At 69.5% G+C, this 20,692-nt stretch carries 22 protein-coding genes and 1 riboswitch; of the genes, 2 read left to right on the top strand and 20 right to left on the bottom strand.

Annotated elements, in window-relative coordinates; all coding sequences use genetic code 11:
- Window positions 1-12: 12 nt before the first annotated feature.
- Window positions 13-1,203 carry an AAA family ATPase gene (locus Q8R60_05105; GenBank protein MDP3711847.1) on the bottom strand — a complete coding sequence of 397 codons (1,191 nt, stop codon included), beginning with the start codon at window positions 1,201-1,203 and terminating at the stop codon, window positions 13-15.
- Between the two features lie 86 nt (window positions 1,204-1,289).
- Here Q8R60_05105 and Q8R60_05100 point away from each other — a divergent pair, with 86 nt between their 5' ends.
- Window positions 1,290-1,544, top strand: a complete 255-nt coding sequence (locus tag Q8R60_05100) for a type II toxin-antitoxin system prevent-host-death family antitoxin (GenBank protein MDP3711846.1) — start codon at window positions 1,290-1,292, stop codon at window positions 1,542-1,544.
- Window positions 1,535-1,924, top strand: a complete 390-nt coding sequence (locus Q8R60_05095) for a type II toxin-antitoxin system VapC family toxin (protein MDP3711845.1) — start codon at window positions 1,535-1,537, stop codon at window positions 1,922-1,924. Before Q8R60_05100 ends, Q8R60_05095 begins: the two co-directional genes overlap by 10 nt.
- Here the strand turns inward: Q8R60_05095 and Q8R60_05090 are convergent.
- The 19 genes from Q8R60_05090 to Q8R60_05000 all read right to left on the bottom strand — a co-directional run bounded on the left by Q8R60_05090 (window position 1,885) and on the right by Q8R60_05000 (window position 20,686).
- Window positions 1,885-2,448, bottom strand: coding sequence for a shikimate kinase (locus Q8R60_05090; GenBank protein ID MDP3711844.1), 564 nt, complete (start codon window positions 2,446-2,448; stop codon window positions 1,885-1,887). The two genes, Q8R60_05095 and Q8R60_05090, sit on opposite strands and share 40 nt — an antisense overlap.
- Before the next feature lie 130 nt (window positions 2,449-2,578).
- Complete coding sequence (gene aroC, locus Q8R60_05085; GenBank protein MDP3711843.1) at window positions 2,579-3,760, bottom strand: chorismate synthase; 1,182 nt, start codon at window positions 3,758-3,760, stop codon at window positions 2,579-2,581.
- A 24-nt stretch (window positions 3,761-3,784) separates the two neighbouring features.
- A complete protein-coding gene (locus Q8R60_05080) occupies window positions 3,785-4,444 on the bottom strand; it encodes a hypothetical protein (GenBank protein MDP3711842.1) in 660 nt (219 codons plus the stop codon).
- Window positions 4,445-4,455: 11 nt separating this feature from the next.
- Complete coding sequence (gene pilO / locus Q8R60_05075; protein MDP3711841.1) at window positions 4,456-5,160, bottom strand: type 4a pilus biogenesis protein PilO; 705 nt, start codon at window positions 5,158-5,160, stop codon at window positions 4,456-4,458.
- Window position 5,161: 1 nt separating this feature from the next.
- Window positions 5,162-5,830 (bottom strand): PilN domain-containing protein, encoded by a 669-nt coding sequence (locus tag Q8R60_05070; protein ID MDP3711840.1) that lies wholly within the window; start codon window positions 5,828-5,830, stop codon window positions 5,162-5,164.
- Window positions 5,827-6,873, bottom strand: coding sequence for a type IV pilus assembly protein PilM (gene pilM, locus Q8R60_05065; GenBank protein ID MDP3711839.1), 1,047 nt, complete (start codon window positions 6,871-6,873; stop codon window positions 5,827-5,829). The genes Q8R60_05070 and pilM overlap by 4 nt, the downstream gene beginning before the upstream one ends.
- A 161-nt stretch (window positions 6,874-7,034) precedes the next feature.
- Window positions 7,035-7,817 (bottom strand): prepilin peptidase, encoded by a 783-nt coding sequence (locus tag Q8R60_05060; protein ID MDP3711838.1) that lies wholly within the window; start codon window positions 7,815-7,817, stop codon window positions 7,035-7,037.
- Between the two features lie 35 nt (window positions 7,818-7,852).
- Window positions 7,853-9,274, bottom strand: a complete 1,422-nt coding sequence (locus Q8R60_05055) for a hypothetical protein (protein MDP3711837.1) — start codon at window positions 9,272-9,274, stop codon at window positions 7,853-7,855.
- Window positions 9,274-9,855: a hypothetical protein gene (locus tag Q8R60_05050; protein ID MDP3711836.1), complete on the bottom strand. Its 582-nt coding sequence runs from the start codon at window positions 9,853-9,855 to the stop codon at window positions 9,274-9,276. Before Q8R60_05050 ends, Q8R60_05055 begins: the two co-directional genes overlap by 1 nt.
- Window positions 9,852-11,489, bottom strand: a complete 1,638-nt coding sequence (locus Q8R60_05045; protein ID MDP3711835.1) for a hypothetical protein — start codon at window positions 11,487-11,489, stop codon at window positions 9,852-9,854. The genes Q8R60_05050 and Q8R60_05045 overlap by 4 nt, the downstream gene beginning before the upstream one ends.
- Window positions 11,490-11,551: 62 nt before the next feature.
- A complete protein-coding gene (locus Q8R60_05040; protein ID MDP3711834.1) occupies window positions 11,552-11,959 on the bottom strand; it encodes a prepilin-type N-terminal cleavage/methylation domain-containing protein in 408 nt (135 codons plus the stop codon).
- A gap of 95 nt (window positions 11,960-12,054) precedes the next feature.
- Window positions 12,055-12,462, bottom strand: a complete 408-nt coding sequence (locus tag Q8R60_05035) for a prepilin-type N-terminal cleavage/methylation domain-containing protein (protein ID MDP3711833.1) — start codon at window positions 12,460-12,462, stop codon at window positions 12,055-12,057.
- A gap of 84 nt (window positions 12,463-12,546) precedes the next feature.
- Window positions 12,547-12,621, bottom strand: a riboswitch (cyclic di-GMP riboswitch).
- Window positions 12,622-12,753: 132 nt separating this feature from the next.
- A complete protein-coding gene (locus tag Q8R60_05030; protein ID MDP3711832.1) occupies window positions 12,754-13,971 on the bottom strand; it encodes a type II secretion system F family protein in 1,218 nt (405 codons plus the stop codon).
- A gap of 13 nt (window positions 13,972-13,984) precedes the next feature.
- Window positions 13,985-15,436, bottom strand: coding sequence for a type IV pilus twitching motility protein PilT (locus Q8R60_05025; protein ID MDP3711831.1), 1,452 nt, complete (start codon window positions 15,434-15,436; stop codon window positions 13,985-13,987).
- Window positions 15,437-15,533: 97 nt separating this feature from the next.
- A complete protein-coding gene (locus tag Q8R60_05020; protein ID MDP3711830.1) occupies window positions 15,534-17,201 on the bottom strand; it encodes an ATPase, T2SS/T4P/T4SS family in 1,668 nt (555 codons plus the stop codon).
- On the bottom strand, window positions 17,198-18,580 hold the full coding sequence (locus tag Q8R60_05015) for an O-antigen ligase family protein (protein ID MDP3711829.1): 1,383 nt from the start codon (window positions 18,578-18,580) through the stop codon (window positions 17,198-17,200). Before Q8R60_05015 ends, Q8R60_05020 begins: the two co-directional genes overlap by 4 nt.
- A 58-nt stretch (window positions 18,581-18,638) precedes the next feature.
- Complete coding sequence (locus Q8R60_05010; protein ID MDP3711828.1) at window positions 18,639-18,839, bottom strand: hypothetical protein; 201 nt, start codon at window positions 18,837-18,839, stop codon at window positions 18,639-18,641.
- A gap of 176 nt (window positions 18,840-19,015) precedes the next feature.
- A complete protein-coding gene (locus Q8R60_05005) occupies window positions 19,016-19,600 on the bottom strand; it encodes an ATP/GTP-binding protein (GenBank protein ID MDP3711827.1) in 585 nt (194 codons plus the stop codon).
- The gene (locus tag Q8R60_05000) at window positions 19,601-20,686 is read right to left on the bottom strand and encodes a DUF4388 domain-containing protein (GenBank protein ID MDP3711826.1); all 1,086 of its coding nucleotides are present in this window, start codon (window positions 20,684-20,686) and stop codon (window positions 19,601-19,603) included.
- Between the last annotated feature and the right edge of the window lie 6 nt (window positions 20,687-20,692).

Raw genomic sequence — 20,692 nt, 5'->3', positions numbered from 1 at the left:
GTGTGCGGGGGCTCACGCGGTCTGGTCCGGCACGGTCAGCTCCGGCCGAGGCGCCTCGAGGTAGCCCTCGCGCCAGAGCCAGCCGAGATGCGCCCCGGCGTCGAGCATCGACCCGATACCCGTGACGTCGAGTGGTCGGTGCACCTTGGTGTAGCCACTCTCGTCGCGCGCGAACAGGACGACCTCTCCAGGGTCGAGCGCGTTGAGGAACTCGTGGCTGTGCGAGGTCACGAGCACCTGGGACCGCTCGGCCGCGACCTTGCACTGGGTCGCCAGACCCTCGAGGAGGGTCGGGTACAGGTAGTTCTCCGGCTCTTCGATCCCGATGAAGGGCGCGGGGTCCGGATCGTGCAGGAGCACGAGATACGCCAGCATCTTCAGCGTGCCGTCACTGGCGTAGCGCGACAGGACGGGTCGCTCGAAGGGAGCGTCCTTGAGCCACAGCACCAGTCGCCCGTCCGGCGACAGCTCGTCGGTGGCGCTCTCGAGCTGCGGGATGCTGCTGGAAAGGGAGGCGAGGATGCTGCGCAGCCGGTCGGGGTGCTGCTCCCGCAGGTACTGCAGCACGTTCGCGAGGTTCTCCCCGCTGCGGGACAGGTGCTCCTGCGGGCCGGCCTCGGGCACCCCACGGGCAGCGCTGGCTGTGAGGTAGGAAACGTGCCAGCCCGTGATGAAGCGTCGCAGGGCCTCCACCCGAGGGTGGTCCTTGAGCTGGCCGAGGGCGTTGACCGCGAGCAGGTCCGGCTCGGCCAACGTCTGCGGCGTCTTCTCCCCGGTCGCCTCGTCGACGACGAAGCCCGAGCCGTTCGCGAACTCGAGGACGTGTGTCGGTCGGCCCCCACTCGGCGCGACCGACCACCGGAGCAGTTCCTTGCTGATGACCGGTCGACCGCCGTGTTCGGCAAGCTCGAGGACATAGGTCATAAGTCGCTCGCCAGGCGCCTCGCGGTAGGCGAACTCGAGTCGGACCGGGCCGTCGTAGCCGCGACTGCGCATGTCGGCCAAGCCGTTGCGCTTGTCGCAGGCGCGACGGACACCATCGCTGAAGCACTCACCGAGGAAGGCGAACACGTCGAAGAAGGTGGACTTGCCGCTCCCGTTGGGCCCGACGAGGACCGTCAACGGCTGGACGCCCTTGAGGTGCACGTCACGCAGGGCGCGGTAGCCCTCGACGGTGACGCGCTCGATCAGGGGAGGGCGCATCTGACCATCCTGCCTAACGGACGCGCCGGACGGGTGGAGGCATGCACGGCGCGTACCGTAGCAGGACGGCTACAGTCGTAGCCATGATGGTTCGAGTGCCCTCTCGCGAGCTCCGCAACGACACTGCTGGCGTGCTGCGCAAGGTCGACGCAGGTGAAGACGTCATCATCACCGTGAACGGTCAGGACCGGGTTCGGCTCTCGGCCATCGACCCGCGGACCCGCCCACGGAGCATGCCGTCTGACGTCTTCTTCCGCCGGTTCCGCCCGGCTGACAGAGGGTTGCTCGACGAGTTGCGCGAAATGCTGCCGGAGACGACGGACGACCTCCCGTGGCGCTGAGGCCCGCACTCCTCGACACCTCCGTCCTGGTGGCGCTCGAGTCAGGTCGCCCGGTGCGAGAGGCACTGGTGCCTCGCGAGGTGTTCGTCTCGATCGTGACCATCGCCGAGCTCCGGCTCGGAGTGCTCACCGCACCTCCGGACCAGCGTGCCCTGCGCCTTGCGACGCTCGAGGGCGCCTTGGCGCTCGATCCCCTACCCGTCGACGTCGAGGTCGCCGAGGCGTGGACGCAGCTGCGCGAGCAGTTGCGCCAGCTGGGTCGCCGCATGCCGATGAACGACTCCTGGGTCGCGGCCACCGCGCTGGCCCATGACCTCGACGTCGTGACGCAGGACGCCGACTATGACGACGTGCCAGGGCTCTCGGTCGTCAGGGTCTGAAGGACGTCAGCGGCGACGTCCTGGGGTGAGCGGCCGTCGGTGGGGACTTCCGCGGTCGCGACGTCGCGGTAGAGCGGGAGCCGGGCGTCGAGCAGGACCTTCAGCGCCGCGCGCGGGTTGAGGGTGAGGACGGGCCGGCTGGCGGCCATACCGACGCGGGTGGCGGCGTCGGACAGGCCGACGGCGAGGAAGACGACGTGATGGCCGCGAAGCAGCTCGCGGGTCTCGTCCGCGAGCACCGCTCCCCCACCGAGTGCCAGGACCCCCTCGTGCTCGGCCAAGGCCGTGGCGACCGCGGCCCGCTCGAGCGCGCGGAAGTGATCCTCACCGGAGTCGAAGAAGATGTCGCTGATCGGCGTACCGGCAGCGGCCTCGATGTCGGCGTCGGTGTCGCGGAAAGCCACGCCCCGCGCCTCGGCGACGAGTCGTCCCACGGTCGTCTTCCCCGCGCCGGGTGCCCCGACCAGCACGACGAGCGGCTGCGTCTGGGCGTCCGTCAGCGCGTCCGTCAGCGCGTCCGTCACCACCCCCACCCCCGCGCGTGTGCGCTCGGGTCGGCGCTACGGGGGGTCGTTAGCGCCGACACCGGCGCACGAGCGGAGGGGGTGGGGTGGGTGGCGGGGGTGGCGGGGTGGCGGTGGCGGTGGAGGGGCGTCAACGGATCTGCAGCGCCTTCAGGTAGGCCTCGTGGTTGCGGCGGGTCTCCTCGACGGAGTCACCGCCGAACTTCTCGAGGAAGGCGTCGGCGAGCACCAGCGCGACCATCGCCTCGGCGACGACCCCGGCAGCGGGCACCGCGCAGACGTCGGAGCGCTGGTGGTGGGCCGCGGCAGCCTCGCCGGTCGCGGTGTCGATGGTCTTCAGGGCCCGCGGGACGGTGCTGATCGGCTTCATCGCGGCCCGGACCCGCAGGACCTCGCCGCTGGTCATGCCGCCCTCGGTGCCGCCGAGGTTGCCGCTCGTGCGGGTCAGCCCGTCGTCGCCGCGCACGATCTCGTCCATGACCTGGCTGCCGCGCTTGCGGGCGGCGTCGAAGCCGTCACCGACCTCGACGCCCTTGATGGCCTGGATGCCCATCAGGGCCGCGGCGAGCTTGGCGTCGATGCGGCGGTCCCAGTGGACGTGGCTGCCGAGGCCGGGCGGCAGGCCGTAGGCGAGGACCTCGACGATCCCGCCGAGGGTGTCGCCCTCCTTGTGGGCCGCGTCGACCTCCGCGACGAGCAGGGCCTCCGACGCCTTGTCGTGGACCCGCACGGGGCTCTCGTCGATCGCGTCGAGGTCGTCGGGGCCGGGCAGCGCGGTCCCCGGCGGCACGGCGGCCGAGCCGATCGAGACGACGTGGGACAGGACGTGTACGCCGTACGCCTGCAGCAGGAAGTGCTTGGCGACCTTGCCGAGCGCGACGCGGGCCGCGGTCTCCCGGGCACTGGCGCGCTCGAGGACGGGGCGGGCGTCGTCGAAGCCGTACTTCTGCATGCCGACGAGGTCCGCGTGACCCGGGCGCGGGCGGGTGAGCGGCGCGTTGCGGGCCTGCTCGGCGAGGACCTCGGGGTCGACGGGGTCGGGAGCCATGACGGTCTCCCACTTGGGCCACTCGGTGTTGCCGACCGTGATGGCGACCGGCCCGCCCTGGGTGACCCCGTGGCGCACTCCCCCGAGGAAGCTGACCTCGTCCTTCTCGAACGTCATCCGGGCGCCGCGGCCGTGGCCCAGGCGTCGCCGGGCGAGGTCGTCGGCGACGTCGTCGGTGGTCACGAGAACGCCGGCGGGGAGCCCCTCGAGCACTGCCACGAGGGCAGGGCCGTGGGACTCCCCGGCGGTCAACCAGCGCAGCACACCGTGAGTGTGCCAGGGCCTGTTCTACGGGATGACGACGGTCTGCCCGAAGTGGGCGTCGAAGTTCGCCCCGTCACCGACCTTGAGCGTGGCGAAGAAGGTTCCGGGCTCGCGGTCCGGGCGGATCGCGATGATGAGGACCTTCTTGGCGAGCACGTCGTTGACCTTGCCCGTGACGGTCGTCTTGCCGTCGAGGACGAAGGTGCCGACCTTGGTGTTGATGTCGTAGGCCTTGAGCCGGATGGTGCTCTGGCTCGCGGTCTGCGTCGGGGTGGAGCTGGTCGGCTGGGTGGTCGGCGTGATGACGACCGTGCTGCCACCGGTGGTCGGCGCCGTGGTGGGCGTCGTGGTGACGGGGGTGGTCGTCGTACCGCCTGCCGGCGCGGCTGCGCCGCCGCCGGTCGGCGCGGTGTAGAGGGCCCGGAAGGGGTCCCGGCCGACGGGGGCCGCGAAGACGACCGGGAGCTTGGCCGGGGTCTTCGGGGCGGCGGCGGGGGCGACCTTGGCGGGGCGCTTCGGGACGAAGAAGGCCTCCTCCTCGGCGTCGCCGCCGCTGGTCAGGAAGAAGGCGCCACCACCGAGCAGCACGGCCGCGGCCACACCACCCACCAGCAGGAGCTTCTTCTTGTCGTCGCCGGACTCCTCGACGGAGTCGGCCTGGTCGGCGAAGGGGAACTCAGACATGTCTCTCTCTCCTACTTCGCCGGAGCTGCGACGGGGGCGACCGGGGCGGCCGCGGCGGCGGGCGCTCCGACGACCTGGAAGACCTGACCAGTGAGGGTGGCGGTCAGCGTGCGGCCGTCATCCACGTTGGTGCCGGTCGCGGCGGGCTTGACCGGGTTGGTGCCGGGGGCCAGGTTCACCGTGGTGAAGCGGATGGCCCGCTTGAGGTCCTCGAGGTTGGCGAGGAACTGCTGCACCTGGAAGTAGCCGCCGACGACGTTGAGCGTCACCGGGATCGAGCCGAGCTGACCGGCGGCCGAGGTGGCCGCACCGGCGACGGGGGCTGCCGGGGCTGCGCCCGCGGCCGGGGCCACCGGGGCAGCAGCCGCGGGAGCCGCGACGGCGGTCGCGCCGGGGGCGAGGGTGACGAGCTCGACGCCCGCGTCCTCGGCGGCGGTGGTGAGGGCCCGGATGAGAGCCGGCATCGCGCGGTTGGACGGGATCTTGGCCGCGACGGCCGCGAGCTTGGCCTGCTCCTTCGGGAGGTTCTTGGCCTGGGCCTTGAGGACCTCGATCTGGGTGCGCAGGGCGCTGTTGGCGGTGACCTGCGCGTCCGCGGCGAGCTGCGCCTCGGAGGCCTCGGACCGCTTGGGCGAGACCAGCAGGAACCAGCCGGCGGCGAGGACCGCGAGGCAGCCGACGACGGTCAGCGCGACGTACTGCTTGAGCTTGTCCATGTCAGCCTCCCAGCGGCTTCGTGTAGCGCCCGGAGAGAGCAGCAGCGGTCATCTGCACCGTGGAGGTGAAGGTGACCGTCTTGCGGGTCCCGATCAGCGTCTCGGTCGAGTTGGTGAAGTCGGGGTTGGTGTAGCCCTTCTGGGTCGCGAGCGACTCGAGCCAGACCGCGACGTCGTCGTGGCTGAAGCCCACGCCGCTGAAGGTGACCGTGCCGATGCCGGGCTCTGTGGTGCCGGCTGCGCCCGGGGCCGCGCCCTGGGAGAACGCCACGGCCTTGACCCAGACGTTGTCCGGGACGGTGAGGCTGAGGTCGTTCATGAAGCGGGAGTAGCGGACCTCCTCGCCCATGGCCTGCGTGAGCAGCGCCTGGGCGGCGGCCGCCTGCGCGTAGACCGCGGTGACGTTGGCGTAGGTCGCGGCCTCGGCCTTGAGCTGCGTGCTCTGCGTGGTCGCAGTGGCGAGCTCCTCGTTGGCGCTGTTGAGGCTGCCGTTGGCGGCCATCACCAGGACACCGACGACGCCGACCGAGGCGAGCACGGCTGCACCGAGGCCGACCTGGATCTGCTTGAGCTTCTTGCGCTCCTCGATCTCCGGCGGGAGCAGGTTGACCCGCGGGAGGAGGGCGAGACCGGTGCCGACGAGGCGGGTCTCCTGGGTCACGGCGGTCATGAGGCCACTCCGAGGGCGAGGCCGACCGGGACGCTGACCATCGGCTCGACGTAGGCGAGCTGCTCGTTGGTCAGGCCGGTCTTGCCGATCTTGAGCAGGGACATCGGGCGAGCGGACTCGACCGGGAGGCGGGTCGCGGCCGAGAGCCGCTCCACCAGACCGGTGAGGCGCGAGCCGCCACCGGAGACAACCACCCGACCGACGCGCGCGGCGCCGGGCTGGGCGAGGTAGTAGTCGAGCGAGCCGCGGATCTCCTCGACCAGCGCGCTGCCGGTCTGCTCGATCGCGCGGTTGGCAGGGTGCGCCTCGGCGGCGCCGGCGACGGTCGCGAGGCCGGTGGTCTGCTTGACCGACTCGGCCTGGTCCATCGGGACGCCCATGCGCTCGGCGACGGCGTCGGTGATGTCGCCACCACCCATGAGCAGGATGCGCACGAAGCGCGGGACGCCGCCCTGGTGGACCACGATGTTGGTGACGCTCGCGCCGACGTCGACGAGGGCCTCGGCCTGCATGCTGCCGAGCCCGGTCTCCGGGCCGACCATGCTGCGCAGGACGGCGAAGCTGTTGAGGTCGACCATGCTCGGCTGCAGGCCGGCCTTCTCGACGGCCTCGATGGCGCTGCCGACCATGTCGCGGGCCGCGGCGACGAGCAGCACGCGAAGCATCCGGGCGCCGGAGTCGTTGGTGAACTCCTCGAGCGGGTGGAAGTCGAGGATCGCCTGCTCCACCGGCATCGGGATGAAGTCCTGCACCTGGAAGGCGAGCGACTTCTTCAGCTCGGCGGTCGGCAGCCACGGGAGGTCGACCTGGCGGACGACCACCTTCTGGTTGGCCACCCCCACGACGACCTTCTTGGTGCTGAACTTCGCCTGCGCCCACAGCTGCTTGATGGCCGACGCGACCGTGTCGACGTCGATCACCTCGCCGTCGCGAACCGCTCCCGCAGGGAGTGCCACCTGCCCGAACCGCTCGAGCGTCGCCGGGCCCTTGCCCGTGCTCAGCTCGGCGGCCCGCACACCGGACGTCCCGATGTCGAGACCCACCACTGGTCTGCCTGCCACTGCCCTGGTCCCCTCGTGCAGCGACCTACCGGCCGCGAGGTCCCGACCTCTTGGTCGGTGTCCCACTCCGCATCGGACTCTCCGGCCCCGGGCTTGAGCGATGTGGGTGACACGGCTGCGCCGTACGGCGCAATCCCGCCCTGTCAGACGCCGATCAGGTCCCTGTACGCCTGGGCCAGATCGCCGCCGACGAGCACCGCCACGAGCACGCCCAGGAGCATGAACGGGCCGAAGGGCACAGCCGTCTTGCGACCGCCCTTCTTGACGGCCATGAGCGCGATCCCGAAGACCCCGCCGAGGAAGAACCCGAGGAACAGCCCCACGACGAGCTCACCCCAGCCCAGGAATCCCAAATAGAGCCCGAGCACGCCGCTGAGCTTGACGTCCCCGAAGCCCATGCCGGCCGGGTAGGCGAAGCACAGCGCGAAGTAGAGCCCGAACATCACGGCTGCACCCAGCAGCGCCCTGACGTAGTCGTCGCCCCGGTCGTCGAGCACGGCAGGTACGCCGAGGAGCACCGCCCCCACGACGTAGCTGGGCAGCGTCAGCGCGTCCGGCAGCCGCTTGGTGTCGAGGTCGATGAGCGCGAGCGCCAGCCCGACCGCCGCGAGGTAGAGGAACGCCGGCAGCACCCAGTCGAGACCGAACCGCAGCGCCATGACCGCGAACAGGACCCCGGTGAGGGCCTCCACGAGCGGGTAGCGCGCACTGATCGGCTCGCTGCAGTCGCGGCACTTGCCCTTGAGCAGCAGCCAACCGAGCACCGGCACGTTGTCCCTTGGCCGGATGGCGTTGCCGCACTGCGGGCACGCGCTCGGTGGGCTGACCACCGACTCGCCCCTCGGCACGCGGTGGATCACCACGTTGAGGAACGATCCGATGGCAAGACCGAGAAGCGCGCAGAGCGCAGCCAGGAAGACGTCCACGTCGGCTGTCTACCAGCGACGCGAGCCCACGTGGCTCAGGCTGACGGGTACTCCAGCCAGAGCGTCGTGCGGATGATGTCCTTGAGGGCGCTCTCCGTCGAGTCGTCGTAGTTCAGCGTGATGCCCTGCACCGTGTTGGATCCCTGCGCAGCACAGCTGTTGGACGCCACGACGGCGCCCGTGATCACCGCGCTGCTGGTCTGCAGGTCGATCTTGTCGCCCGCGAGGAAGAGGCCGGACCCTGCGTTGGCATTGGCGTCCCCGGTGAGGTTGGCGTCGGCGAGGAACTGGATGCCCGGGAGCTTGGGGGTGAGGTTGAACAGCTTCCACTCGATGTTGCCACCCAGCTTGTCGCAGGTCGCCGCGTTGACCACGCCGGTGCGCTTGGCCTCGGCGATGACAGTGATCGGCCACAGGGTCGAGCTGTTGCCGCTGTCACCCACCTTGGCGTCGCCCTCGTAGACGTAGTACGTGCCCTCGAAGGGCCCTCCCGCGGTCCTCGGCAGGGTCCAGAGCGGCGCAGTCGTCCCCGAGCCAGCGGTGAACTCCCAGCCGCGGTAACCGGAGCCGCCCACATCGGCTCCCGTGCAGGGAAGCGCGTTGGCCGTCGTGCTCGGGGTGCGGACCCGACCGTCAGGGCACAGGTCGAACCAGATGCCCACGTTGCTGCGGGCGGAGTCGAGATAGAGCGCGAGCGCGCTCACGACCGGCACGTCCTGCAGGTCCGCAAGGGAGGTGCAGCCGCCCGTGACACCAGCGGGGCAGGCACCCGGCAGAGTGCCGGACGCGGAGATCGCCCCCTGGACGTTGAGGCTGTTGTTGTAGCCGAGGATGTCGCTGTTGGAGTGCACGTCGGCCGAGGTACTGGCGTTCGGCGAGGTGATCGCCACGGAGCCGCTGAAGTCGACTCCGCCCTGGGTGAGCAGAGCGTTGGTCGGCTTGTAGGGAGCGAAGAGGTACTCCGCCTTGACGAGCCGGCGCTCTGCGCGCGGAGCCGTGGCGGTCGGGCTCCATCCGAGCGAGTAGACCGCCTGCCGACCAGCCGGGCGCACGGCCAGGAACTCGCCAGACCCGCTGTTCTGGAGGCAGCTGGACGGCAGTGCCTCGAGCTCGCCGAGGATCCAGGTCCGCTCGGCCTCGGCGTTGGCGACCTGTGCCGCAGTGGGTGGAGCGACCGCGCACGGCGCCGGAGTCGTGTAGTCGAGCACCTTGGGAGTGCCGTTGTAGGCCAGGTTGATCGTCGACAGCGTCCGGTCGATGCCGGCTTCCGCGGCTGCCAGGGCTCCCTCGAAGCTGTTGTGCTCGTCGGACGAGCTCAACGCACGGATGGCAGACGCTGTCGTCACGGCAACCAGGCCGAGAACGGTCGCGGTGATGCAGACCACGAGGATCATGGAAAAGCCGTCGTCGCCCCGCCCTCGGGCTACTCGCTGCTGAAGGCGCCGCAGGACGGTCATCAGATCACGTTCCTCATCCGCTCGGAGAACTGGGCCGTGCGGGGATCGGTCCCCTGGGAGACGACGGCGTCGTAGACGATGTTGCTGGAGACCACACGCACGCTCTCGGCCTGAGCCTGCGTCAGTGGCGTGGCGAGGCAACCGCTCGCAGCCGTGACGCGATAGCAGAACGCGAGGTTGCTCACGATGAGACGAGACTGCCGTCGCGAGCCGGCACCGTCCGTCCGCGTCACGTCGAACTGCCCCGCGACCGACGGTGAGGCCTGCAAGTTCCACGTCACGATCTCCGAGTTCTGCTTCTTGTAGTCGGAGTTGGTGTCGACCCACACCACCAGCTGCGACGGCGACGCGCCGGCGTCGAGGCTGCGGGCCGCCCGGATGTCGCGCCCGAGCCGCTGGACCGTCGTCTTGACGTCGGTCTGGCCGTCGGTCTCCGCCTCGGTGATGCGGAACAGCTGAGAGGCGTTGAGGAAGCCGACCTGCACCATCGTCCCGACGACCAGGGCGAGCGTCATGGCGACGAGGACCTCGGCCAGGCTGACGCCGGAGTCGTCCGAGCGCAATCGCGTGAGGAGAGTCACTTGACCGCCACCACCAGTCGCGACGTCGGGGTCGACAGGCCGTGGGCGAGCCGAACGTTGCCGGAGGTGGTGAGCTTGACCGACAGGTAGTCGTTGGCTCCGGTGCCGACATTGAACGAACCGGGGAAGGCCAGTGGGATGTCCAACCGGCGGAAGCCGCCCGCGTTGCAGGACGACGGCGACGTCGCCGTCGCGGACTTCTGCAGGGTCGGGGCGTTGTTTGCCACGGACGACACAGACGCTGTCAGCGTCACCGAGGGGTCGACGCACTGCAGGTGCAGGACCAGCACAGCGGTGCCGTCGAAGGACTCACCGTTGTTGGAACGGGCCTTGTATCGCCACTCCGCCACGCCGAACGGCGCCACGCCGCCGGGGATGAGCAGTCGGCCCGCCTGGTTGGTCTGCTGGTCGGTGGACCAGTTGCAGAGCTGGCTCTGCAACGCCCCCCGCTCAGCGCTCATCGTGCCGATGCCCTGGGTCGTTGAGTCTCGCGTCCCTGGGCCGTTGGTGAGGTTGAGGTCCGTCAGCGAGTAGGCGTTGCCGTTGGGGCGCGTAGCCGCCGGCTCGGTGAGGTCGTCCACCACGTTAACGTTGTTGCCGGGCGTGCACGGGGTCGCACCCGCGGTCGGCGAGGGGGTTGGCGAGGCCGAGGACGTCGGCACCACCACGGCTCCGTTGGTGATGATGAGGGAGGTGATGACGTTCTTGCCGGGGATGGTCGGCTGCGCCTCGGACGTCGCCGTGAAGATCGTCGTGGTCGTCCCTTCCGACTCGGTGGCGCCGATCACGCGGTGCGCCACGACGTAGAAGGGCAGGGCGCCCGACTCCAGGAGTCCTGTGCTGGCGGCCGACAGTTCCGGTTCACCCGAGGGGCTCGCATCCCCGGACCAGATGCCGTTCTTGTCGGTGTCCATGTAGTAGCGCCAGCCCAAAGACGACGTGCTCGACGTGATGGTCCACGCGTCACGGGCGCCCTGGTTGCGGACGAGCAGCCCGTAGCTGAGGTCGTTGCCAGGGTTCTTGCTGATCGTCGCCGTGCCGCCGACGACCGTGGCGGGACCGTTGTAGGCGAAGGTGAAGAAGGGCAACGGCAGACCACGGCGCGTCTTGGTAAAGATCGTGCTCGTGGTCTGCGTCCGCAGCTTGCCGTTCTGGGTCCAGGAGACGATGACCGACAGCCGGCGCGCACTCGGCAGCCCGTTGGCGTCGAAGACGGTGCCCGGCGGCAGCGTCACGTAGCGCGCGACGGTGTAGGTGGCGTTGGTCGTCGTCTGCGTCGCGATGTGCGGGAAGATGGCCCCGACGTCGCGAGCGTCGACTGCTTCTGCCGTGCCGGTCCCCGGGTTGAACGTCCTCGGGGTCCCGGCGCTGATGCGCGGGTCCGTACCGAGATCCGTCGTGCGCATGGTGATCGCCGCGAAGTCCAGGCTCCGTGCGTCCTCAAGAGCCTTGTTGAGCAGGTCACCAGCCGAGGCATTCTGCCGCGCGGTCACAGCCGACTTGACCGAGAACAGGCCCGCCCCGAGCAGGCCCAGCAGGACGGTCGCAGCAAGGCCGAGCGCCACCACGGTCTCGACGAGTGAGAACCCGTCGTCATCCTGGCGATGCTCGCGGGGAGCAGGACTACGAAGCACGGTGGAACCTCCTGGTCATCTGCTTCGTCCAGACGGATCCTGGTCTTGAGCCGACCGGCCCATCAGCAGGGCGGCACGACGCCGTTCGAGATGTCGACGACACCCGTAGTGCTCCGGAACTGGAAGGTCTTGTCGGGCAGCTGCGTCGTGACACCTGTGATGCAGTAGCTCGAGCTGGTCGCCGAAACGACCAGGCTCACAAACCGCGTGGGGTTGAACCCCTCGTCCTGCAGGAACGCCGAGTCCTGATCGGCTCCGTTCGCGACCAGGTAGCTACCCTCGTTCGCGGAGGCGAGCGTCTCGACAGCTGTAGCGGCGTTCTTCATGTCGCTGACAGCCGCCGACTTCCAGCCCTTCTCGCGCTGCTTGAGAAACGAGGGGATCGCAATGCTGGACAGGACCCCGATGATGATGACGACGACCAGCAACTCGATGAGCGTGAATCCGTCGTCTTCTCCCCGCTGGCGCATGCGTTAGGAATCGGCTCGACACCATGTCGGGTTTAGCCCCGGACAACACAAAAGCGGGGCGACCCGAAGGCCGCCCCGCTCGTGCATTGCTTGGACTAGCAGGTGCCGAGCACCGGGGAGCCGGTGGCGCTGTCGAGCTTCCACACGTTGGTCGTGTTGCTCGTGTGGAACGCCTGCATGCAGTAGGCGGCGGCAGTCGCGGTGACCGTGGTCAGCGTGACGGTGCTGGTGGCGTTGAAGCCCTCGGCGTCCAGGCCAACATTGTCGGTGAAGTCGTCGTCGTCGATGTAGGTCGAGGCGTCCGTGAAGTAGGACTCCTGCGCGGTCGCGGCGTTCTTGAGCGCGGACTTTGCCGACGCGTCCCAGCCCTTCTTGCGCTGGTTGAGGAAGGTCGGGATGGCGATGGCGGCGAGGATGCCGATGATGATGATGACGACGAGGAGCTCGATGAGGGTGAAGCCGCCCTCGCCGTTCTCCTTGGCCTTACGAATGCGAGCCAGCATGGCTGTGTCCTTCCGGGACTGATCTGGATGTGAGCCGCGCGTGGTGCTGGTTCCCCTGCGCGGCCCTCCGGGAGGAGGTCCGGCCGAGGTGGCTGGGCTGACCCGGTGGGTCCCCTGGCTTTGCGACCCCGCCTCACAGCGGGTGTGCCCTTGCTCGGTCGTGCGGCTCGATGACAACTACTACTTCGGGCCGGCTTCGGGGGTCCTTGAGGTCCGAAAGAAAAAACTTTCGGGCCGAAACGACGACAGGCGCCGACCCTGTCGGGCGACGCCTCTCGTCGAGCGAGCAAACTACTCGATCAGGTCGAAGACCTTGAAGATGGGCATGTACAGCGCCACGATCATGCCGCCGACCACGGTCCCCAGGAAGGCGATCATGAGGGGTTCGATAAGCGCCGTGAGCGACTCAGTGGTCGCCTCTACTTCCTGGTCGTAGAAGTCACTGATCTTGAGCAGCATGGTGTCGAGCGCACCGGTGTCCTCGCCGACGGCCATCATCTGCACGACCATGGGCGGGAACACCGGATGGTCCATCAGTGGCTTGGTGAGCGACTCACCCTGACGGACGCTGTCCTGGACGTCACGGATGGCGCGGGCCAGCACGACGTTGCCGGTGGTGTCCGCGACGATGTCGAGGCTCTGCAGGATCGGCACACCGCTCTTCATCATCGTGCCGAGGTTGCGGGTGAAGCGGCTCAGCGCGATCTTCTGGAACAGCGGCCCGAACACTGGGGCCTTGAGCTTGAGCGGGTCGACGATGTTGCGGGCCCGCTCGGTCCGCTTGACCTTGCCCCACCAGACCGTCAGACCGATGCCCCCCAGCAGGAAGATCGGCCCACCGGTCTTGAGGACCCCGCTGAGCATCACCAGCACACGGGTGGGCAGTGGCAGCGTGCTGCCAAGGCTCTCGAACATCTTCGCGAAGACCGGCACGATGAAGATGAGCATGACCAGGCACATGAGGATGGCCATGACGAAGACCACGACCGGATAGGTCATCGCGGCCTTGACCTTGCCCTTGAGCTTGACCTCGGCCTCGTAGTTCTCGGCGATCTGCAGCAGCACGGAGTCGAGGAAGCCACCGACCTCACCGGCCTTGCACATGTTGACCATGAGCGGCGGGAACGCGTCGGGGAACTTCGCCATAGCGGCCGAGAGGCTGTTGCCGGTCTCGATCTCGTTGCGGACCTCGGCGAGTACGCGGGCGAGCTCCTTGCTCTCGGTCTGCTCGCACAGGATGTTGAGCGCGCGAAGCAGGCTCAGACCGCTGTTGATCATCGTCGCGAACTGACGGGAGAAGATCGCAAGGTCGCGCAGCTTGACCTTCTTCTTGCGCCCGAAGGAGATCTCCTTCGACATGCCGGAGTTCGCCTGGGTGATGCTCACGGGGGCGTAGCCCATGCCCTTGAGCTTGCTGGCGACCTGCGCCTGCGACTCCGCATCGAGCTTGCCGGTCTTGATCGCCCCGGTCTTGTCGCGGACCTTGTACTCGAACGTTGCCGTTGCCATGAGTCAATCCCTCTCAGCGGCCGCAGAGCCGGTTGAAGTCCTCGACGTGGTGGCACTTCTCCAACGCCGCGTCGTACGTGATCTTGCCCTGCCGCACGAGAGTCGCGAGGCTGCTGTCCATCGTCTGCATGCCGTGCTTCGCGCCGGCCTGCAGAGCCGAGTAGATCTGGTGGGTCTTGCCCTCACGGATGAGGTTGCGGATCGCCGGGGTAGCGATCATGACCTCGGTCGCGACGACGCGGCCCTTGCCGTCGGCGGTCTTGACCAGCTGCTGGCAGACGACGCCCTGCAGCGCCCCGGAGAGCATCACTCGGACCTGCTGCTGCTGTGACGGCGGGAAGACGTCGATGACGCGGTCGATGGTCTGCGCGGCGTCCTGGGTGTGCAGGGTTGCCATGACGAGGTGACCGGTCTCAGCCGCGGTCAGGGCGATCTCGATCGTCTCGAGATCACGCATCTCGCCGACCAGGATGATGTCGGGGTCCTGGCGCAGGACGTGCTTGAGCGCGTTCTTGAACGACCAGGTGTCCTCGCCGACCTCGCGCTGGTTGACGAGGCAGTTCTTGTGCTGGTGGAGGAACTCGATCGGGTCCTCGACGGTCATGATGTGGTCGTTGCGCTGACGGTTGGCGAGGTCGACGACGGCCGCCAGGGTCGTGGACTTCCCTGAGCCCGTGGGACCGGTGACGAGGACGAAGCCGCGCGGAAGCATCGCGAGGTTGCTGATCGACGGCGGGACGCCCAGGTCCTCGAGCGCCTTGATCTCGTAGGGGATGAGGCGGAAGGCCGCGCCCATGGCGTCGCGCTGCTTGTAGACGTTGACGCGGAAGCGGGCTCGTCCCGGAAGCGAGTAGGCGAAGTCGAGCTCGAGCTCGGACTCGAACTTCTCGCGCTGCTTCTGCGACATGATCGCGTAGAGGGTCTTCTGCACGACCTGGGGCGTGAGGACCGCGTAGTCCTCCACCGCGACGAGAGAGCCGCTCTTTCGGACAGTCGGCGGCGCACCCACGGTCACGTGGAGGTCCGAGCAACCAGCGTCGATCACGTGCACGAGAAGATCGGCCAGGAAGGCGCTGTCATCGGACGAGTCCTCGGCGCCGATGCGGACAAGGCCCCGGTCAACGGGAAGGTCCTCGTCCTCCTCGACCTCCTCGTACTCGACGACCTCCTCCGCAGCCTGGGCCGGGACGTACGCGGGCGGCTCCCAGCTCGGTGCGGGCGCGGCGACGGCCGGCGCGGCCACCAGGGGAACGGCAGCAGGTGCGAGGGGCATCGACAGCGTGGCGGTCGGAGCGGCGACCGGAGCGTCCAGGTCGAAGCTCACCGATCCCGAAGATGCCGCTCCCAGCGGGTCGTGAGCCTCCATCTGAGGGGCGGCCTGCCACTGCGGGTCGAGCGGAGAAGGGGCGGGTGGCGTGGACGCGAAGAACCCGTCCATGCCGCCGGCCTGGGAGTGCTGGTCCACCTGCTGTCCCTTCTCGTACCGGCGCGGAGGCGCCGGGTCTCCCCTCGGGCATCGGCCCTCGGGGTGAGTGCCTTGAGCCGTTTGGCCCACCCGCCCGTCAGACGACGACGCGCAGGATCTCCTCCATCGACGTGTGGCCGGCCTTGACCTTGGTCAGGCCGTCGTTGCGCAACGTGATCATCCCCTGCTCGAGCGCGACCTTGGAGATGGTGAGCGCGGAGGCGTGCTCGACAGCGAGCTTCTCGATCTCCTCGCTGACGGCCATGACCTCGTGCAGGGCCAGTCGCCCCTTGTAGCCGGTCTTGGAGCAGGCACTGCAGCCGATCGGGCGGTAGAGCGTCGGCGGCGGCTCGTCGGGCGACCAGGGGAAGCGCATCTCGGCAAGGGCCTCCCGGGTGGGGACGTAGGCCTCCTTGCACTTGCCGCACAGCTTGCGGGCGAGGCGCTGTGCGAGGACGCAGTCGAGCGCCGACCCGACGAGGAAGGGCTCGATGCCCATCTCGGTGAGGCGCACGATCGCCGACGGCGCGTCGTTGGTGTGCAGGGTCGACAGGACCAGGTGGCCGGTGAGCGCAGCCTCGATCGCGATGTGCGCCGTCTCCCGGTCGCGGATCTCACCGAGGAGCACGATGTCGGGGTCGGAGCGCAGGATCGAGCGCAGCGCCGCGGCGAAGGTCAGGCCCGCCTTGGGGTTGGCCTGCACCTGGTTGATGCCCGGGATGCGGTACTCGACCGGGTCCTCGACGGTGATGACGTTGACCTCGGGCTTGCTGACGATGTTGAGCGTCGCGTAGAGCGTCGTCGACTTGCCGGAACCCGTCGGGCCGGTCACGAGGATCATCCCGTAGGGCTTGACGAAGCTCTTCGAGTAGACCTCGTAGTTCTCGTCGCCGAAGCCGAGGTCCGACAGCTTCATCATGGCCGTCGTGTTGTCCAGGATGCGCATGACGACCTTCTCGCCCCACACCGTCGGGAGCGTGGCAACACGCAGGTCGATCTTCTTGCCGTTGGCGTTGACCGACAACCTGCCGTCCTGCGGGATGCGCCGCTCGGCGATGTTGATGTCCGCCATGATCTTCAGGCGGGACGTCACACCGGAGGTGATGGTCTTCGGCGAGCGCATGATCTCGTGGAGTACGCCGTCGATGCGGAACCGCACGCGCAGGTCGCGCTCGGTGGGCTCGATGTGGATGTCCGACGCCCGGTCCTGGATCGCCTGGGTGATCAGCAGGTTGACGAACTTGACGATGGGAGCGTCTTCGACGATCTCCTTGACCTTGGTGAGGTCGTCCTCGTCGTCCTGGCCCGCATCGAGGGCCATCGTGAGGTCGTCCATCTCGGCGTCACCGCGGTGGTAGCGGTTGATCGCAGCGAGGACGTCGGGCTTGGTCGCGACGACCGGCTTGACCTCCATGCCGGTCATCGACCGAATGTCGTCCATCGCGAAGACGTTGGCCGGGTCGGCCATCGCGACGACGAGCTTGCCGTCCTCGTAGCCGATCGGCAGTGCGTTGTGGCGCCGGCAGACCGAGTCCGGGACCCTGCTCACCGCGGACCCGTCCACGGGGTAGTCGGAGAGGTCGACGAACTTCAGCCCGATCTGGGTCGCGAGCGCGCCCACGAGCTGGCCCTCGGTGAGCACCCCGAGGTCGACGAGCACACGGCCGAGGCTGCGACCGAGCCGGCGTTGCTCCTCGACGGCGTCCGCGAGCTGCTCCGGGGTGACGTGGCCGCCCTCGAGCAGGATGTCGCCGAGCTGCTTCACGCGCCGCCTCCGACCGTGGCGTTGAGGTCCAGTCCGCCGCCCCAGGCGCCGACCGCGGCCAGCACGAGCAGGGTAAGTGCCACAGCAGCACCCGCGCGACGGGAGTGCGTCGACTCGTCGACACTCGGTGCGGTCAGGAAGATCGCCGCGACGAGGCCGGTGGCGCAGGCGAGCGCGGGGTAGCTCCAGTCGAAGTCCATGCCCGCATGGAGCACGAGAAGACCGAGCACGGGAAGCGCGACCAAGAGCGCCGGCTCGAGCGCTCTGCCCTCACGAACCACGCGGCGAAGGACGATCCACGCGAAAGCGAGCGCACCGATCCACACCGGCAGCGCGAGGGCGAGGCCGCCGTCAGCGGCCGCCTGAAGGAAGCCGTTGTGGGAGTGGGCGAACTGCTGGGGCTCGCCCACCAGCTGGCTGCTCGCGCTCTTGAAGCCGTGGAAGCCCGCGCCCGTCAGCGGCCACTCGCGGAAAACGTCGACCGCCAGGTCCCAGGAGTAGAGCCGGGCGTCGGTGTTGCCCGACAGGGGCTCGGCTGCGCCACGAGCGGATGTCCCGGCGAGCGGCGACACGCCGCCCCCGTCAGCCGAGGCGAAGAAGACCGGAGAGACGAGGACCAGTGAGGTCACCCACCCTGCCGCGGCGGCGACCAACACGCGAGCAGACGCACGCCAAGCGCGCTGCCACGCCCCGAGAGCGAGCACGACCACGAGGCCCAGGACCAGGCCGCCCATCGACGCTCGGCTGGTGCTCACGACCGTCCCCGCAGCGGCAAGGGGCGCCACGACCCAGGACAGCGTCCGCAGCGGTCCGTCGAGCAGCAGCAAGCAGCCGTACGCGGCGACCGCAGCTGCTGCGAGGGCAATGCCTGCCTGGTTGTGCCAGTAGAAGGTGCCGATGAACGGGTTGCTCGGATCCGCGCCGCCCCACCAGGCGAGCCAGCCCATCGAGAGCTGCAAGATGCCGAAGACGAGCACTGCTGCCACGACCGCGAGGCGACGGATCGGGTCCTTCGCCCATGCCGCGACGAGCACGACGAGCTGGCCGACGATCGCGTAGGACGCGGCCTCGTCCCGGCCCTCGAGCCCTGTCGGAGCGGTGAGGACCACCAGGCCCGCCGCGAGACCCAGCGCGTTGGCCCACAGCAACAGGCGTGGGCTCACCGAGCGCCAAGGCTGGACGACCGCGAACGCGACGAGGACGAGCGCTGCGAGGTAGGAGAGTCGGTGCGGCTCGCGGCCGCCGGTCCCCCACGTCAGGTAGGTGGCCCAGTAGGCAAGCACGGCACCGACAGCAGCGTCGCCGAGCCGCTCTCGTGCGGCCGGACGAGGACGCGGCACGGCATCGACCACCGTGGGCGCAGGAGGGGCGTCGATCACACTGACTCCTTCGGCCCGACCCCCGTCGTCCTTGACCCGTTCGGAGCAGTCGGCCGCGTCAGTCCTTGCGGGTGAGGACCGCCGCGATGTCCTCCAGAGCCCTGGCCTGCTCCGACGACGGGTCGAGAGAGGCACGGGAGCCGTCGCGGAAGCCGAGCTCCACGCGCGGCCCGAGCTGCGGCGCGGCGACGGCCGCGACCACCCGCCCGACCGCGACCGGCGGCGGGACGGCCACGGCCACCGGCGCCGGCGCGACCACGGGCGGGGGCGGGGGCGAAGGCAAGGAGCCGGTCATCCCAGAGGCCGCGGGTGCGGGCGCGGGTTCCGGCGTACGCGGGTGAACCGGGGCTGGGACCGCAGGGGCCAGGGCCGGGATCGACGTCACGGCGGCACCGAGCTGGTGGCGGCCCTTGCGACGTCGGAAGAGCGAGAGCATCAGGCGCGGGCGGGCTCGGCGGCGTCGAGCTGGTCCACGACGGAGTAGAGCAGCGCGAGCAGGACGGCCTTGACCGACTCGCGGTCGGTGGCGTCGCAGGGGACGACCGGGACCTCGTCACCGAGCGCGAGGGCGGCGCGGACGCGGGCCTCGTCGGAGGGGTCGAGGCCGGCGGCGCGGTTGAGGCCGACGACGAAGGGCACGCGGGCCATCTTGCGGAAGGCCGCGAGGATGCCGACGGCTTCCTCGATGCTGTCGGGCCGGGTCGCGTCCACGAGCAGGACGTAGCCGAGCATGCCCTCGCCGAGGATCTCCCACATGAAGTCGAAGCGGTCCTGACCGGGCGTACCGAACAGGTAGAGGACCAGGTCGCGGTCGATCGTGATGCGGCCGAAGTCCATCGCGACGGTCGTCTCGGCCTTGCGGGACCGGGTGTTGTCGGTGATGTCCTTCTCGGTCGACAGGACCGTGATCTCGCTGATGGTGCGGATCAGGGTCGTCTTGCCGGCCGAGAACGGCCCGGTGACGACGATCTTGACCGCGGTGCCGCCGTGCTTGCGGCGGCCCGGAGTGCGGCTGCTCACCTACAACCCCCTCACGCCTGCGATGAGACGGAGCAGCAGGCTCTTGTTGACGCTGGGATCCCGCTCGATGAGGTGCGACGGGGCGGCCTCGGGGGCAAGGGCCGTCGAGCCGACCGTCTGGGTGACGGTAGCGGCGGGAGCAGAGGGCGGCGGGGTCGACACGCTGGCGTGGACCGGCTCGGGAGCGGAGCGGACGTACGCCGGGACCTCCTCGACGTGCTCGGGCTGCCGGGCGGGCGTGAAGGGCTCGGGGCGCTCCGGGATGACCGGCTTGCGCTGGACGGGAGCCTCGATGACGGCAGGGGGCTGCGGGGGCGCCGCAGCGACCGGCGCCGGGAGGCCCTCGAGCTGGGCGAGCAGGGCCTGGCGCCGCAGGACGGCGTCGTCGCCACCGGTCAGGGACACGAGCCCGCGCGCGGCCAGACCGGCGAGCGCGCTGACGACGGCGTACTCCCCCTTGCCCGAGAGCACGACGAGGTCGGCGACGCTGCGTCGACCGTCGACGAGGGCCACCAGCGACCACTCGTCGCGGGCGAGCGCCGGGTCACCGGTGGGAGACGGGACGACGGACACGACCGCGTCGGGAGAGGGCACCGCGACGGTGAGCTCGGGCCAGGTCTCGAGGCGGCGACGACCCTCGGTGACGACGTCCTCGACCGACAGGGCGGCTCCGAGGTCATCGGGGTCGGTCTCGTCGACGACGAAGGCGAACTCGCCGTCGGGCCAGCGAAGTAGGTCGAACACGGAGTCGGTGGCGTGCTCGGCCGCAAGGCCGCGCAGCAGCTCGCCGTCGATCGCGCCGAGGTCGAGCAGCGCCTTGGCGAGGCCGGTCGCGGGGTCGCCGGAGACGACCTCGACGGCCTTCTCCAGGCTCTCGTCGTCGACCAGGCCGGCGCCCACGACACGGCGGCCGAGGGCCTGTCGCGCCACGTCGGAGCGGGCGCCGGTGACGGCACCGTCGCGCAGGTGGACGACCCCGTGCGCGCTGTCGCGGCGCAGGTGCAGCGTCCCCGTCTTCTTCGTGTAGCTCAGCAGCTGGAAGATGTCGGGGAGGCTGAACGCGTCGAGCGTTCCCTCGAGTCTCACGTCGAT

The sequence above is a fragment of the Mycobacteriales bacterium genome (assembly GCA_030697205.1).
Lineage (GTDB): Bacteria > Actinomycetota > Actinomycetes > Mycobacteriales > SCTD01 > JAUYQP01.
The sequence above is the reverse complement of the archived record's forward strand: the minus strand, read 5'-3'. Positions and strand labels throughout refer to the sequence as shown.